Source organism: Bacillus sp. B1-b2 (assembly GCF_009183415.1).
GTDB lineage: Bacteria > Bacillota > Bacilli > Bacillales > Cytobacillaceae > Niallia.
This window is the reverse complement of the sequence record NZ_WEHU01000015.1, coordinates 25,382-39,414: the sequence shown is the minus strand read 5'-3', so window position 1 is coordinate 39,414 and position 14,033 is coordinate 25,382. Positions and strand designations below refer to the sequence as shown.

The 14,033-nt window shown below is 32.9% G+C and carries 13 protein-coding genes; 5 read left to right on the top strand and 8 right to left on the bottom strand.

What is annotated here, in order from left to right:
- Nucleotides 1-34: 34 nt before the first annotated feature.
- Both F9279_RS14995 and F9279_RS14990 read right to left on the bottom strand, forming a co-directional pair.
- The gene (locus F9279_RS14995; protein ID WP_152114432.1) at nt 35-664 is read right to left on the bottom strand and encodes a GTP pyrophosphokinase family protein; all 630 of its coding nucleotides are present in this window, start codon (nt 662-664) and stop codon (nt 35-37) included.
- Between the two features lie 62 nt (nt 665-726).
- Nucleotides 727-1,095: a hypothetical protein gene (locus tag F9279_RS14990; protein ID WP_152114430.1), complete on the bottom strand. Its 369-nt coding sequence runs from the start codon at nt 1,093-1,095 to the stop codon at nt 727-729.
- 240 nt (nt 1,096-1,335) lie between these two features.
- On the opposite strand from F9279_RS14990, the gene F9279_RS14985 reads away from it, so the two are divergent.
- The 4 genes from F9279_RS14985 to F9279_RS14970 all read left to right on the top strand — a co-directional run bounded on the left by F9279_RS14985 (nt 1,336) and on the right by F9279_RS14970 (nt 4,042).
- The gene (locus F9279_RS14985) at nt 1,336-1,917 is read left to right on the top strand and encodes a CYTH domain-containing protein (RefSeq protein ID WP_152114587.1); all 582 of its coding nucleotides are present in this window, start codon (nt 1,336-1,338) and stop codon (nt 1,915-1,917) included.
- A 79-nt stretch (nt 1,918-1,996) separates the two neighbouring features.
- Nucleotides 1,997-2,638 (top strand): lytic transglycosylase domain-containing protein, encoded by a 642-nt coding sequence (locus F9279_RS14980; protein ID WP_152114428.1) that lies wholly within the window; start codon nt 1,997-1,999, stop codon nt 2,636-2,638.
- Nucleotides 2,639-2,762: 124 nt separating this feature from the next.
- A complete protein-coding gene (locus F9279_RS14975; protein ID WP_152114426.1) occupies nt 2,763-3,170 on the top strand; it encodes a globin in 408 nt (135 codons plus the stop codon).
- Entirely contained in the window at nt 3,170-4,042 is an 873-nt protein-coding gene (locus F9279_RS14970) for a ClpXP adapter SpxH family protein (RefSeq protein WP_152114584.1), read from the top strand. Before F9279_RS14975 ends, F9279_RS14970 begins: the two co-directional genes overlap by 1 nt.
- A gap of 320 nt (nt 4,043-4,362) precedes the next feature.
- Here the strand turns inward: F9279_RS14970 and pepF are convergent, their stop codons facing one another.
- The 6 genes from pepF to F9279_RS14940 form a co-directional block, all read right to left on the bottom strand.
- Nucleotides 4,363-6,189: an oligoendopeptidase F gene (gene pepF, locus F9279_RS14965; RefSeq protein WP_152114424.1), complete on the bottom strand. Its 1,827-nt coding sequence runs from the start codon at nt 6,187-6,189 to the stop codon at nt 4,363-4,365.
- A gap of 209 nt (nt 6,190-6,398) precedes the next feature.
- Nucleotides 6,399-7,610, bottom strand: coding sequence for a competence protein CoiA (locus F9279_RS14960; RefSeq protein WP_152114422.1), 1,212 nt, complete (start codon nt 7,608-7,610; stop codon nt 6,399-6,401).
- A gap of 436 nt (nt 7,611-8,046) precedes the next feature.
- Nucleotides 8,047-9,564 carry a cardiolipin synthase gene (cls, locus tag F9279_RS14955; protein WP_152114420.1) on the bottom strand — a complete coding sequence of 506 codons (1,518 nt, stop codon included), beginning with the start codon at nt 9,562-9,564 and terminating at the stop codon, nt 8,047-8,049.
- Nucleotides 9,565-9,755: 191 nt separating this feature from the next.
- Nucleotides 9,756-10,415, bottom strand: a complete 660-nt coding sequence (gene mecA, locus F9279_RS14950; RefSeq protein WP_152114418.1) for an adaptor protein MecA — start codon at nt 10,413-10,415, stop codon at nt 9,756-9,758.
- A 506-nt stretch (nt 10,416-10,921) separates the two neighbouring features.
- Nucleotides 10,922-11,317 carry a transcriptional regulator SpxA gene (spxA, locus tag F9279_RS14945; protein WP_016204317.1) on the bottom strand — a complete coding sequence of 132 codons (396 nt, stop codon included), beginning with the start codon at nt 11,315-11,317 and terminating at the stop codon, nt 10,922-10,924.
- Nucleotides 11,318-11,809: 492 nt separating this feature from the next.
- Nucleotides 11,810-12,385, bottom strand: coding sequence for a GNAT family N-acetyltransferase (locus F9279_RS14940; RefSeq protein WP_152114582.1), 576 nt, complete (start codon nt 12,383-12,385; stop codon nt 11,810-11,812).
- A 609-nt stretch (nt 12,386-12,994) separates the two neighbouring features.
- Between F9279_RS14940 and trpS the strand changes: the two genes are divergently transcribed.
- Nucleotides 12,995-13,984, top strand: coding sequence for a tryptophan--tRNA ligase (gene trpS, locus F9279_RS14935; RefSeq protein WP_152114417.1), 990 nt, complete (start codon nt 12,995-12,997; stop codon nt 13,982-13,984).
- Nucleotides 13,985-14,033 lie beyond the last annotated feature (49 nt).

Below are 14,033 nucleotides of genomic sequence, written 5' to 3'. Positions count from 1 at the left end.
TGTAGTATGAAGCTTGTTGATAAGAATAACTTACTTATTTTTTATCAATCTCTTTCTTACGATTAAAAAATGCCTGTGCTTCTTGTATCTCGCCTCTAATTAAGGACATTTCCTGATCTAATCTAAACGCTGCTTCTGCTGCACCTTGTAATCTCATTTTAATATCCTCTGGGAATTGACCTTTATATTTATAATTAAGAGAATGTTCAATAGTTGCCCAAAAGTTCATAGCAAGCGTTCTGATTTGGATTTCCATTAATAACTTCTTCTCTCCATTAATCGTTTGAACTGGATATGTAATAACAACATGATAAGAGCGATATCCACTTTCTTTTCTATGTAAGATGTAGTCTCTTTCTTCCACAATCTCAAAATCTTTTCTTTTTCTTAATACTTCAACTACCCTAATAATATCGTCCACAAATGGACACATCATACGAAGACCTGCAATATCTTGCATTTCTGTTTCTAATTTATCTAAAGGAATCCCTTTTTCATTTGCTTTGTCAAGAATACTAGCAATCGGCTTAACTCTTCCTGTTACAAATTCTATCGGAGAGTGCTCATCTTCTTGAAAGAATTGACTTCGCATTCCTTTAAGCTTTACTTTAAGTTCATCTACAGCTTGCTTATAGGGAGCTAAAAATTGATCCCATTGCTTCATGTTCGTACACCCCATTTAAAAGACATTCTCCATTCTCCAAAAAAGAGATCATTATGTATGTATTAGAGAAATATCGCTTCCACTTCTTTTACCATTTCATCTCCATAATTTCCATTTCCTTTTATATTTTCAACTAAATATTCCAGTTCCTCTTGAAATTGAACCAGCTCTATATTAGTTTCTCCGTTAGTTAGTATAAAAGTACTTTGTGCTTCTAATCCACCTTTACAATCATGCCAAATAGACTTGGGGATTAATGTATAAACATATTCATTTTCTTTTTCTAGTAAGTATATAAATCCTATAGAATCAGAATCCACCAACATTTGTCCACAAGCAGAAACCTCTTCTAGATTCACACTATTTGGTACATGTAATACCACTTTATTTTCCATTTTTTCTGATCCAATAATCTGCCATATTTTCTTCATGTTCCAACCTCCAGCTAAGCCCATTTTAACACAAACAACCAATTTATCCTAGAAAAGCGTAAGGCAAATGAGCTAGTGTTTTGTCCTAAAAATAGGAAGAAGAAAAACGTCAGTGATAGGCTAACATCCTCTGTTTTCAAGCAACAAAGTTCTTTTCTATTACTCGTAAAACTTTGTAGATAGATTGTTGAAGAGAAAAAACATATAATGAAACAAAGGAAACGTAGAAAGGATTACATTATGTCTCAAAATATAGAAATAGAATTTAAAAACATGTTAACGAAGGAAGAATATGAATTACTTATTAGTCACTTTGGTTTTAAAGAGAAGGATTTCTTTGAACAGGAAAACCACTATTTTGACACTATTGATTTTGCGTTAAAGGAAAAAAATTCGGCTCTCCGAATTCGACAAAAGGATACCTTTTACGAGCTAACCTTAAAGCAACCTTATCAAGACGGATTATTGGAAACAAACGTGAAACTGTCGAAAGAAGAATGTGAAGAAATATTTAAAACTAGTATCATAAAAGATAACCAAGTTTCCTCCCTTTTGAATCAAATGAACGTGAATCCTTCTTCTATTCTTTATTTTGGAAGTTTAAAAACGATACGTGCTGAAAAACAAATTGGAAATAGTTTACTCGTTTTAGATCATAGTTTTTATTTAAAAAAGGAAGATTATGAGGTAGAATATGAGGTAAGTGATCATTTTTCTGGTCAAGCTGATTTTAAACAACTGCTAAAGAGTTTAAATATCCCTACTAGAGAAACGAAAAATAAAGTTCGTAGATTTTATGAAGAAAAATATAAACAACTATAATAAATATTTTATTAAAGCAATAAAGTGATTGTACAACATAACCCTTTATTGCTTAAATTTATGTACACGGAGGACAGCAATGAAGATTGATCAATTAAAAGTAATGCTTGAACTCCAAGCTTTGCAAAGTCTTAATCTTGGTAGTACTAGTGGTACTTCAAATAATACATCAAGTCTTTTCCAAGAACTATTAGGCGATTTATTGTCCAATACTAGTACAGGTTTAACTAATTCCATTGAAGCAAATACACTTGGTTCTTCTACTATTTCTTCTACTAGTTTAAATAACAATGTATCTCTATTGCCTTTAAGTTTAACAAAATTATCATCAACTTCCTCTACACCATCTGAATATAGTGACATTATAAAAGCTGCTGCTGAAAAATATCAAATACCAGAAAAGCTAATTAGCTCTGTAATCAAGGTTGAATCTAACTTCAATGCAAATGCTACAAGCTACGCAGGAGCTTCTGGATTAATGCAGTTAATGCCTAAAACTGCTAAATCATTAGGGGTAACTAATGTCTTCAATCCAACAGACAATATAATGGGTGGAGCTAAATACTTAAAACAAATGCTATCTAAATATGATGGAAATGTGGAGCTTGCATTAGCAGCATACAATGCTGGACCTGGTCATGTGGACAAATATGGCGGAATTCCTCCTTTCAAAGAAACACAGAACTATGTAAAAAAAGTGACACAAAATTATCTAGCATAGGCAACTACAGCCTTTATAAGCTATTTATTTGTACATTGTTATGTCGATTGTTACAATATGATTAAATACTATCAATATAATCATGCCAATAATACAATATATCTGACATAAAGGAGTTTAAATTATGGTCGAGAAAATGTCGACGCCATTTGATCTTATCGGGGAAAACACGTTAAATGAACTTGTAGATAGATTCTATGATCTCGTAGGTCAACACCCAGACTTAGCTCCTCTTTTTCCAGAAGATTTAACAGAAACTGCACGGAAGCAGAAGCAATTCCTTACCCAATTTCTAGGTGGACCTGCTCTTTATACAAATGAACATGGTCATCCCATGCTAAGAGCGAGACACTTGCCCTTTGAAATTACTCAAAAACATGCTGATGCATGGCTTTCTTGTATGAAGCAAGCTATGGATGAAGTAGAACTAGATAGCAATTTAAAAGAAGGAATCTTTTCAAGACTTGCGTTGACAGCAAATCACATGATTAATTCGGAGGAAATTGAAACAAAAAAAGGTGATATAACATGATGGAAAAAGACTTTTCTATATCTTACCCGAAAACAGCCGATGAACTTTGCCAACAAAGCAAACCGCTTGAGATTTATATGTTTATTGACCCTCTATGTCCAGAGTGTTGGGCGCTTGAGCCCATTATGAAAAAGCTACAGATTGAATATGGCAAGTATTTTTCCCTTAAACATGTACTTAGTGGTAGATTATCTTCTTTAAATTGCAGTAGTAAAAAAAATCTTGCTAATTTGGCGGATTTTTGGGAAAAAACAGCCTTTAAAACTGGTATGTCTTGTGATGGATCATTGTGGCTTGATAATCCCATTGTATCACCCCATCTTCCTTCAATTGCGTTAAAAGCTGCTGAATTACAAGGGCGAAAATATGGAATGAGGTTTCTAAGAAAATTGCAAGAAGTGTTATTTTTAGAGAAGCAGAATATTTCATCTTTTGAAGTTTTAAAAACATGTGCAGATACAACTGGACTCGATGTAATTGAATTTGTAACAGATATTCATTCAGATATTGCTGCAAAAGCTTTTCAATGTGATTTAAAAATCACTAGAGAGATGGAAGTAACAGAGGTTCCGACACTCGTTTTCTTTAATGAGAATATTGAAGAAGAAGGGATAAAAGTAACTGGTTATTATCCATACGAAGTGTATGTTCAGATTATCGAGGAAATGCTACAAGTTCAACCGCAAAAATCAGATCCTCCACCAATTGAAACCTTTTTAGCATGTTTTCAGTTTGTTGCATCAAAGGAATTATCTGTTGTTTATAATAAGTCTATTTACGAAATAGAAAAAGAAATGAAGAAATTGCAATTACGACAATTAGTAGAACAAATACCTGCAAAGCATGGAATGTTTTGGAAATATATAGGATGAGTAGCGGAAGATATGGCATACTAGATGATAGTTGGCCATGTCTATTTTTTTCTTCTAACGATTAGAGGAAAGTTATAAAATAATAGAATAAAAAAAGGGCTTGCTGTCTCAAGGCAAGGCCTTTTTTTATTTTACGAACAAAGGGGATGGGAGAAATTTTTCACGGTCAAACAAAGGGGTATAAGTTTGTTTGTGATTAACTTCACAACTAAATAATACCATACAGAAATGGTTAATAGCAATATACATGTGCTTTTGTTCACAAAATCGTCATATTTAAAAAAGAGTAAGAAGCATTTAAACTCCTTACTCTTTCCTTCTTATTTTAATTCCTTTAATAAGCTTTCCATTTCGTTAAGCTTTTCTTCAAATACTTTACATGCTTCTTGGATTGGTTCTTTACTTGTCATATCGACACCAGCTTTTTTCAAGACTTCAATCGGATAATCTGAACTTCCTGCCTTTAAGAAATTAATGTATCGTTCTACTGCAGATCCTCCTTCTTCAAGAATTTGCTTACTCAAGGCTGTTGCAGCACTATACCCTGTAGCGTACTGATACACGTAGAAATTATAGTAGAAGTGGGGAATTCTTGACCATTCTAATCCGATTTCCTCATCGATGATAACATCCTCTTCCCCAAAATACTTTTTGTTTAAAGCATAGTACTCTGTTGTAAGTGTTTCTGCTGTTAATGGCTCATTATTACTTGCCTTTTCATGAATTAACTGTTCGAATTCAGCAAACATAGTTTGACGGAATACAGTACCTCTAAATCCTTCTAAGAAATGATTTAATAAGTACAGACGTTTTTGCTTATCTGTAATTGTTTTTAGTAAATAATCATTTAGCAGTGCCTCATTACATGTTGACGCAACTTCTGCCACAAAGATGGAATAATTCCCATATGCATAAGGTTGTGATTTTCTTGTGTAATAACTATGAACGGAATGTCCAAATTCATGTGCTAGTGTAAACAGGTTATTTACATTATCTTGCCAATTCATTAAGATATACGGATTAGTTCCGTAAGCTCCAGAAGAATATGCACCACTTCTTTTTCCTTTGTTCTCCTGCACATCTACCCAACGATTCTCAAAGCCTTCTTTTAAAATTGCTTCGTATTCTTCACCAAGTGGAGCTAATCCTTTCACCACATAGTCTTTCGCTTCCTCATAAGTAACTTCCATCTTCACATCACTTACTAATGGTGTATATAAGTCATACATATGAAGCTCTTCTAGCCCTAGTACTTCCTTACGCAGCTTTACATAACGGTGTAATAAAGGTAAGTTTTCATTAATGGTTTCTACAAGATTTTCATAGACTTTTTCCGGAATATTATTTGCAGAAAGAGCAGCATGTCTTGGTGAATTATAGTTTCTCACCTTTGCATTAAAAGTATGGTTCTTCACTTCTCCACTTAATGTAGAAGAAAAAGTATTTTTAAATTTCCCATAAGTTCCATACATCGCTTTAAAGGCATCATGTCTAACTCTTTGATCAGAGCTTTCTAAGAATCGAGTATATCTTCCATGCGTTACTTCCACATCTTCTCCATTTTCATCTTTAATACTTGGGAACTCAAGATCTGCATTATTAAGCATTCCAAATGTATTACTAGAAGAATCCAGCACTTCTGAAGCTTGTGCAAGTAATGCCTCTTGCTCAGCACTTAAAACATGGGGTCTTTGCAAATTAATTTCTTCAAGCGCTTTTTTATATAGCTTTAATTCCTCTTTCTCTTGAAGAAAACCGTTAATTACTGCTTCATCTACAGATAGGATTTCTGGAACCATATAAGCTAGTTCACTAGCAGCCTGTGCATAGAGGCTCTTTATTCTTCCATCTACACCTTGATAATAACTGTTCGTAGTATCTTGATCATAACGCATATGCGCATATGTATATAACCTACCTAGCCTAGATAATAATTCATCCTGATACGTTAAAGCCTCAAACAACGTGTTTGCATCATTTCCTAATTTCCCTTGATAGCTAGCTGCTTTTCTTGAAAGCTTCTTAACATCTTCAAATTCTTTATCCCATTCTTCATCTGAAGCAAAGATATCTTCTAATCTCCAAGTATCTTCTACCGGAAGTTCATTACGTAAAGGTAATTTTTTCACTCCTGTTTCTGCTGTCATCTTTTATCCTCCACTCTTTATTTCGCTTAGCGAAACGCTTTATACTTTATTCGCTGTTTATATAATAAATCCTTCTTATTCTATCAAATTTCCTTCGTCTTTACTCCTAATTAACTCTGAACTATCCGATGATTTAAAAAAATCTAAACTTCTACCTATTATTCTTTTACCTAACCCAAGTATTTAAGGAAATCTATTCTTTCACATAACTATAATATGTCATTACAAATCGTTTCACCCTTTAAATTTATACTTTTTAATTGATCATAAAACTTTTTTTCTATTTCTCCTTGAGCTTTATAATTATTCACCATATCTATCTTCTTTATTAACCGGTAAAACCCTTCCTTCACCTCTTCAAGTATGCTTAGTGTTATTAGTATTTGTAAGTATTCTTTTATTGCCCATTTCCAGTCTTTCGAAGGGAGCAAAGGTAATAATCTTAACTTAATATCTCCCTTTATTATTCTTGCATGGAATACTTCATAAATTTTCTGAAGAGGATATATTTTATTCTTTTTAGTAGAAAAAAATGTATCTATAAAAATATAGCTTTGCCAGAAGATTGGAGGTGTCTCCAATAGTAGTCCATTAAGTAAAGGGATTCCAATAAAGGGAGGGAAAAAATGTGGATGTAAACCTAAACCGTAGATTTCCTTTAGAAAGAGTTGATTTTGTTTAGTGAGGTAATGTAAGTGGAAATTTTTTTGTTGATGAATGCTTTCTCTCCAATGAGTTATATACCATTTATTAGGAGCGAGGATACTATCCTGCCATTTTTCTAATTGAGAAAGCGGAAGTTGAAAACTTGTTAGAAAGGATTGAGAAAGTGTAATCGGATGGGGATTAACATGGAAGTAACACCTTTTTTGATGTGGACAATAAGCGGTGAGTATAAAATGTTCTTTGTAATTATTTAAGAAAAGAAAAATAAAAGAAGACCATTTCATCTTTAAAGGAGCCCATTTCTTGAAATTTTTAAACCCTAAGATCCAAATAGGTGTAATATTTAATTTCTTATATCCTTCCGTACGTTTGATAAAATGCTTAGCTGATATAATGGCACATTGAAATTCAATAACATAGTGAATATTTTTATAGCAAAATCCAACATCTGCCCGCTGTTTTATCTCTGGATAGAATGGCTCTAGCTCCGGTTTCAACCCTAGCGCTTGTACCTTTTTAAACAAATCCATTTTCCCTTCTAAATGATACGTTGATTCTGATTCACCACTACCTGTACATAAATGCCGATTTTCATGTGCGAAATGGGGCGTTTTCTTATCCCCCATTTTCAGCAATAATTTCCCCTCACATTCTGGACAAAAAAAAGACGAACGCCGTATCAATTGCAAGGAATCTTTATCTTGTATAGTAAGAAGATTAAGCATCGTTCCATCTTCTCTTAATGCTGTGAACATTGTACCTCCTCCTTATGTGCTGATATTAACATAACCAATTATTCTCCTATTATCGTTTATTTCCTGCTAACTACTTAAACTTAATAAAAACTCAATAGTCTTTTTGACCTATCTAAGGATTTAAAGCCATTTTAAAAAGAACTGATTTTCATCAGTCCAGCTTGTAGAAAAAGGAATTTAGAAAGATGAAATAGAATTTTTATCCAGATGATTGTAATGGAAGGGGTGAGACTCCTGTGGGATCTGCGAGATAGCTGAGACCCTGCAGGCCAAAGGCAGACCGCGGCTCAGCGCGAGCCCCACGGAAAGCGAACCCCTGTAACGTAAATCATCCCCCTATTCAGCAGGGTGTTTAAATATACAACTTTATATTCTCCCTACTCCATAGAGGGGTTTCTCGACAGCCTGAACTGATTTTCATCAGTCCTTTTTCTAATCATAGTAGTGGAGATAATAATCTAGAAGTAGATTCTAGTATTTTAAAGCCTACATGCCTTTTTTGAAATGAGTCTGATGCTAATTCTATGGAGTATTTTATATCTTCTTGAAAATCTTCCACTAATTTTTGAGTACTTCTTGTCTTAAATAAGAAGGCACTAACTTCAAAGTTCAGATGAAAGCTTCTCATATCCATATTACATGTTCCTATAGAAGCAATCTCACCATCAACAATGATGATTTTACTGTGCATAAATCCCCTATTGTATTCATAAATTTTCACTCCCGCTTCAAGCAATTCAGGAAAGTAGGATCTAGAAGCATGAAATACAATACGTTTATCAGGCTTATTAGGTACAAGTATTCTCACATCAATCCCACTTAAAGAAGCAATCTTAATAGCAGAGAAAATATCTTCATCTGGAATGAAATAAGGAGTAGCAATCCAAATACTTTCGGTAGCAGAAGTGATCATACTAAAAAATATACTTTTAATAACACTCCACTCATTATCTGGTCCTCCTGCAATTAATTGCACACCGCCATGAGTATCTTCTACAGTAATAGGTGATAAATAATCTACTTCAAGAAAGCTATCATTCGTCATATAGTACCAATCTTGAAGGAAGATCAATTGTAAAGATCGAACAGCTTCTCCTCTCACATATAAATGAGTGTCTCTCCAATAGCCAATTGACTCATTTCTCCCCAAATACTCATCACCAATATTAAGCCCACCAACAAAGCCTACTGTACTATCAATGACAATAATTTTCCGGTGATTTCTAAAGTTAAATTTACTATTTAAAAAAGGAAGTTTAACAGGACCGAATGCTACTACCTCTACTCCTGCTTCTTTCAGTTCAGCTATGTATTTCTTGGATAGTTGCCAGGAGCCCACTGCATCGTACAGAACTCTTACATGGACACCTGATTTCGCCTTAGCTATGAGTATTTTCTTTATATCTTGACCAATACGGTCATGCCTCATAATATAATATTGCATATGTATATGATGCTGCGCTTTCTCTAGCTCTTCTAAAATGACCGAAAAAGTCTCATCACCATCTGTTAAAATTTTTGTATTGGTGCCAAAAGAGATAGGACTATTCCCTAGCTTTTCCGCTAGTCGAAATAAATTTTGCTGATGGGCATTCAAGGTTTGAAACTTGCGATCTGTCCCAATTTTAATTTCTTGTTCAAGCTTTAAAAAAGCTTCTTTATCTAAAAAGTACTTTTTTCTATAGATTCTTTCTTTACGATAATTTCTTCCAAACAGCAAATAAAAAATAAAACCCACTATTGGAAAAGATCCTAGGACAACTAACCAGGTTAATGTTTGGGTCGGATGTCTATTTTCAAAAAAGATAACAAAACCAATAAAAATAACAGACAAACTAATAATTAAACTTAATTGTCCGTATAGCCCTCCTCTTACAGATATAAATAAATTGAATACATAAACAAAAAGGGCTGCAACAGCCAAAAATATCCCCAACCTTGCAGTATGATTCATACTTCATTCTCCCATTCCTAGTTCTTCTTTATATATCAGATATTATATATTTACCCACCAGTCCATAAAATAAGCATGCTATTATAGAGAATGAAAAAACTCTACAATGAATTTTCATACGATTGTAGAGTTTCAGCTGAAGGAATTATTTACTTGTAAAATAGAGCCAATAATGATCATGATGTTACTTCTTATTGAAAGTACTTTCTTAATGCCATAAAGACTTCATCCTGAATAATGAGATTTCCGTACTCCTCTAGAACATGTATAGTAACTTGAGCTTCTTGACCATATTCTAAAAGGATACTTAATGCATTTTCTACTTCCTCTTCAGGGATTTCTTCGTCTAAGAATTGAACAAATAAATAATACTTGTTTTGATAGCTATATAGCTTTGTATCAACATCTTCTAAACCATGTAACTTAGATAATGAGATAATATCCTCAAAGTCTTTAAAGGTTAAAACGAACTCTAAGCTTTCATCAAATTCTTCCTCACCATCTTTAATGGTAAAGTGTTGATCCATTAAGTCTTCTAGCCTATCATCTAGCGGAAGATCTTTTAACTTATCTTCTGGAATAGAGATCTCGAATTTTTGTCCATCTTTAGACAATTGAGCTCTCGTAACTAATATTTCCAGTCCTTTTTCTAGGGCTTGAACTTGAATCCACAAAGGTCCGTCTAACATAAAGTCTTCTTCCTGGTGAACTTCATCCATCATTTCCCAAAACAATTCTTCACTACGTTCGCGATTATACCAAATCTCTTCGCGTTTGAATCCACGTTCTTCTATATCCATATATGAAATATAAAACTTTACTGTATGATCATTAATTCTTTCAATTTCCATACTCTTACACTCCCTTCAAGCTATGATGGAAGGGACAAAAGACCCCCATACAGATTTGTTTTAAATGATAAAATAATGAGCAAAAATTTTACTTTTCCTGATATTGTACCTTGTACTTTATATTTTATGACAAAAGTGGCATAAATGGAATTAAAAGATACTGGGAAAAGAAAAAACCATTATATGCCTATACAAAATATAGGGTGTTTTCATACCCTTTTGTAAAAGTAATAATAAAGCATAGATTCCTTAGTACTTTAAAGTGCTTCTAACCCCTATTCAATAGGTAGCAAGGTAAAGGAAGGACAAGGCTATTTTCTCTTTATAATACCATATTCGATTAAAGTAATATTTAGTAGTATTACCTCTTAGAAATTATTTCAAACAATCTTACGCAATCCCTGCTATGCTTATCTATTTTACACCATATATAAGAAAAGACCTGACTAAAACTCTTCCAAACAAGTTTTGGGTTGGTTTAGTCAGATCTTTTTTATTATTAAGTATTAGTTTACTAAACGTTGAGCTTCTCTTAGTTGGAAAGTACGAACCTTCCTAGGTAAGAAACGACGAATCTCATCTTCGTTATAACCAACTTGAAGTCGTTTCTCATCAATGATAATCGGACGTCTTAGGAGTCCTGGATTATTTTGAATAATGCCAAATAAATCTTGTAGAGGCATTGTTTCTAAATTAACATTTAATTTTTGAAACGTCTTACTTCTCGTTGAGATAATTTCATCTGTACCATCTTCTGTCATTCGAAGAATTTCTTTAATTTCTTCGATAGAAAGTGGCTCTGAGAAAATATTTCTCTCTTTATATGCAATTTCATGTTCCTCTAACCATGCTTTTGCTTTTCTGCAGGATGTACAACTTGGTGAAGTGTATAATGTTACCATTTTACAAATTCACGCTCCCTTTATTTAGACATGTATTTAACTACAATTACTAATGATTATAAATACTTGAGATACTATTAGATTCTTACATTGTAATTAATTCAATCAAGTAATTTATATTAATTATTATACACTAAATTTATTGTATTTGGTATACCTTTTTACATTTATACATAATAAGATTAATTATATGTTTTTTATCAATTATTTTACAAACTTACGCCTTCAACCAATCCTCCTTCACTATAGAAAAACATGCAATTAAGTCGTTTTTTCTCTTATTTTTTATTACTTAATAATATAGACGTATCAATTGAAAAAAGGTTTCATTTTTTTATCATTTCTGCTAAAATAGCTATCTTCATATTTCGATAATTTTCTATATTTTTTTTAATACCCACAATAGAATGATCCTAAACCTATGTCCTATTCTCAATTAAGAATTCTTTAATGAAAATACTGATGAGAACAAGCTTTCGGCTTTCATAAAGGTCAAAGTTCATCAAAGATATTTCTTACATTTTCTTGGTCATTTAATTGTACGACCTTATCTACTGGTTCGTATGATTCGCCATAGAAATCGACATCTTTATAAGTATGAATTTTATTATAGGTCTTAACTAGAGCTTCATAAACGAGCTCTTCACCTTCCTCATTTGGTGCCCAATATAATATTTCAAGGCTATTTACTTGTTTCGTTGCTAATGAACGGCGACTATATCCAATAGACTTAGCGTGTTGAAATCCTTCTCTTCGGTAGAATTTCAACCTTTTCTTCGTATCACTATCTTTATATTGAACTGGCTCAACTTCTAATATTATTGGCTTGTTCTTTCTTTTTAATTTCTCTAATAATTGATGACCTAAACCTTGTCCCCTTGATTCGTTGGAAACATATAAGTAATCAATAAATACAAAATCTTCTGCTTCCACATACATCATAACATGATTATGCCCTTCATCCTTATGGTATAGTTCAGGATAATCCTCTAGTAAGGATTCCATGTGTTCTTTGGATTTCATCTCTTCAATCGGAAAATAGTCTTTTAATTTTTCATACCAGTGCACAATAATCCTCCATTCGTCGTTAGCTCCATGAAAACTTCCTCTTTTCTCACCTGTTACAAGATCTGTAAAAAGGTACCGTTTATACATGCTTTTATTTGATTCCCTATTTCTCACTTCTTATACATTAGAGCATTCCTATTCAAATATCTTTTTTATTGTCAAGTAAGTGTAGTCCTTTGAATAAGAGTCATTAGCTTCATGGATACTAATTTACCAATATTGTTATTAATGTCTAACTTTCTTTAGAATATGCTATAAAGCTATTTCTGCTTGGACAATCTTCCCTTTATCTTCTATACAGTTTTTCATATACACCTTTAAATTAGCTTAAATAAACCATATCCCATCAATAAATGAATTGAAGCTTTCCTAACCGAAAACCCCTTTATATATCTAACTATATAGTGTGTTAATAATGAAGAAATAAAGACAGACTGTTTCTATAGGACAACATCTTTTATTTCCATAATTTTTTTCTGAATTTCTTCAAAACATGTTAAAATGGTAATACTTAAACCTATAGCTTATGATCTTGTATTAGTTAAATGACTAGGAAGTTTATCTATATACCGAAATCGGCTTAGATTACATAATGGAGGAAGTAATACAATGAAAACAATTTTTTCTGGAATTCAACCAAGTGGCACGATTACATTAGGAAACTATATTGGAGCTTTAAGTCAATTTGTAGAGCTTCAAGATGAATTCAACTGTTTCTTTTGCATCGTAGATCAGCATGCAATTACGGTACCGCAAGACCGACTTGTACTGAGAAATAATATTAGAAGTCTTGCAGCACTGTATTTAGCTGTTGGCATAGATCCTAAGAAGGCAACTTTATTCATTCAATCAGAAGTTCCAGCTCATGCTCAAGGTGCATGGATGATGCAATGCATTTCTTATATAGGGGAATTAGAGAGAATGACACAATTCAAGGACAAGTCCTCTGGAAAAGAAGCAGTTTCTTCTGCACTTTTAACTTATCCGCCACTAATGGCAGCAGATATCCTATTATATAGCACAGATATTGTGCCAGTCGGGGATGATCAGAAACAACATTTAGAGCTAACACGTAATTTAGCAGATAGATTTAATAAAAAGTATAATGACATATTAACAATACCTGAAGTTCGTATACCAAAGGTTGGAGCAAGAATTATGTCATTACAAGAACCTACTAAGAAAATGAGTAAATCAGATCCTAATTCAAAAGCGACTATTACTTTACTAGACGAGCCTAAAACAATCATTAAAAAGATTAAGAGTGCTGTTACTGATTCAGAAGGTATCGTTAAGTTTGATAAAGAAAATAAACCTGGGGTATCTAATTTATTATCTATCTATTCAATTCTTTCAGGAGAAAGCGTGGAGAGCTTAGAACTTAAATATGAAGGTAAGGGATATGGGGACTTCAAAAATGATTTAGCCAATGTAGTGGTTGAAGCATTAGAACCTATCCAAGCGAAGTACAAAGAACTAATGGCATCATCTGAGCTTGACGACATCTTGGATGAAGGTGCTAATAAAGCAAATTTAGTAGCTGGCAAAATGGTTAAAAAGATGGAAAATGCTATGGGATTAGGAAGAAAAAGAAGATAAGAATGATTTAATGGGTGGATACTTTGTATTCACCCATTAAATCATCCGC

What these genes read in the sequence shown, in the direction of transcription:
- F9279_RS14995 (WP_152114432.1), bottom strand. Translation starts at nt 664, where the DNA reads ATGAAGCAATGGGATCAATTTTTAGCTCCCTATAAGCAAGCTGTAGAT.
- F9279_RS14990 (WP_152114430.1), bottom strand. Translation starts at nt 1,095, where the DNA reads ATGAAGAAAATATGGCAGATTATTGGATCAGAAAAAATGGAAAATAAA.
- F9279_RS14985 (WP_152114587.1), top strand. Translation starts at nt 1,336, where the DNA reads ATGTCTCAAAATATAGAAATAGAATTTAAAAACATGTTAACGAAGGAA.
- F9279_RS14980 (WP_152114428.1), top strand. Translation starts at nt 1,997, where the DNA reads ATGAAGATTGATCAATTAAAAGTAATGCTTGAACTCCAAGCTTTGCAA.
- F9279_RS14975 (WP_152114426.1), top strand. Translation starts at nt 2,763, where the DNA reads ATGGTCGAGAAAATGTCGACGCCATTTGATCTTATCGGGGAAAACACG.
- F9279_RS14970 (WP_152114584.1), top strand. Translation starts at nt 3,170, where the DNA reads ATGGAAAAAGACTTTTCTATATCTTACCCGAAAACAGCCGATGAACTT.
- pepF (WP_152114424.1), bottom strand. Translation starts at nt 6,189, where the DNA reads ATGACAGCAGAAACAGGAGTGAAAAAATTACCTTTACGTAATGAACTT.
- F9279_RS14960 (WP_152114422.1), bottom strand. Translation starts at nt 7,610, where the DNA reads ATGTTCACAGCATTAAGAGAAGATGGAACGATGCTTAATCTTCTTACT.
- cls (WP_152114420.1), bottom strand. Translation starts at nt 9,564, where the DNA reads ATGAATCATACTGCAAGGTTGGGGATATTTTTGGCTGTTGCAGCCCTT.
- mecA (WP_152114418.1), bottom strand. Translation starts at nt 10,415, where the DNA reads ATGGAAATTGAAAGAATTAATGATCATACAGTAAAGTTTTATATTTCA.
- spxA (WP_016204317.1), bottom strand. Translation starts at nt 11,317, where the DNA reads ATGGTAACATTATACACTTCACCAAGTTGTACATCCTGCAGAAAAGCA.
- trpS (WP_152114417.1), top strand. Translation starts at nt 12,995, where the DNA reads ATGAAAACAATTTTTTCTGGAATTCAACCAAGTGGCACGATTACATTA.